Source organism: uncultured Tateyamaria sp. (genome assembly GCF_947497045.1).
Lineage (GTDB): Bacteria > Pseudomonadota > Alphaproteobacteria > Rhodobacterales > Rhodobacteraceae > Tateyamaria.
In genome coordinates, this window is record NZ_CANMEU010000042.1 from 1 (window position 1) to 1,182 (window position 1,182).

Consider the following 1,182-nt stretch of genomic DNA (forward strand, 5'->3'; position numbering starts at 1 on the left):
CGCGCCGTTTCAAACCACCAATGACAGTCGGTTTTCCGCCATTCTGATCCGGGCCTGGACACCCCAATCGAAAGGTAGAAAATCCTGTTCGATCCCATCGGCAAATATCACTCCGCCATCGTTGATGCGCGACAGCACTGATAGGTGCGCGTCGCCGTTGATTTCCCCTGCCGCGATCTCACATCCGCTCGTCCGGCTTGGCCATGGTTCGCGGGCAAAGAACGCCGCGCAGTTATCTTCAGGGTCTATTTCAAACGGGCGGTGAGTGGCAGCCATGATCGACTTGGCCCAACCGGTCAGCCCGGTGCCGGTGGCAACGATCATGCCGCTTGACGATTGAAACTCTTCTGCGCCGCCCGATTGCACGATATAGCGCGCGGACTGGTGGGAGCGATGGCCGATGAACAGTTCATTCAGGGCCAGCAGTGACAGACCTTCGCCTGCTTTGGCCTCCACCATCACACGGGCCTGGATGTCGACGTCGGCCTGCGCGGCGGATTTCAGCAATCCCGGCAAACGATCAACACCGTGACGGGTCAACACGCCCTCGGAGGAGGCCAGATCAGGGGAGATCCCGATCACTGGCTGACCATCCAGATACTTGGCAATATTCGCGACAAGCCCGTCTTGGCCGATGGGCACGATAATGTCCTCCGGCCTAAACAGAAAGCGGTTCAAATCCTCGCGGATCACATGAACAAAGGACCAATCAGCGGGCACGGCTTCTTTGGCGGCACTCAGGGCGCGGGATTGCAACGCATCCCGCACCTCCAATTCGGCCAGCTTCTGACCACGGGTGGACAGAAAGAATTCGGCCTGGCCCCGCGTGCCGTGCTTGGCCAACAGGGAGGCATATTCGGTCTCTCTGGACACAAGCACAACACGCGGGTTCAGGCTGCTCATCCTATTTCTCCATCACTTTGGGGCCATCAATGCTTTGGCCTGCTGAACGATCCCGGACAGCATGTCAGGGCTGACGGTCAAGCTGTCAATCTTCTCCAGTTTGCTCGCAAACTCCTGCGCGGCAAGGGCGAACATGACCGCAGGAGGAACCGATGCGACGGCGTTCATACGGGCCCTTTCCATATCGGCAGCGGCCTGTTCGACCGCGCGGATACGCTTGGCTTCGGCTTGGGCACCAACGATCTTGGCCGCGCTGTCAGCTTCGACCATGATACGCTT

Annotated in this window: 2 protein-coding genes; both read right to left on the reverse strand. The window is 59.1% G+C overall.

What is annotated here, in order from left to right:
• Positions 1 to 9 precede the first annotated feature (9 nt).
• Positions 10 to 903, reverse strand: coding sequence for a hypothetical protein (locus Q0859_RS21425; RefSeq protein WP_299155201.1), 894 nt, complete (start codon positions 901 to 903; stop codon positions 10 to 12).
• Positions 904 to 915: 12 nt separating this feature from the next.
• Positions 916 to 1,182 (reverse strand): hypothetical protein (locus tag Q0859_RS21430; protein WP_299155203.1); only part of this gene is annotated, 267 nt, incomplete at its 5' end.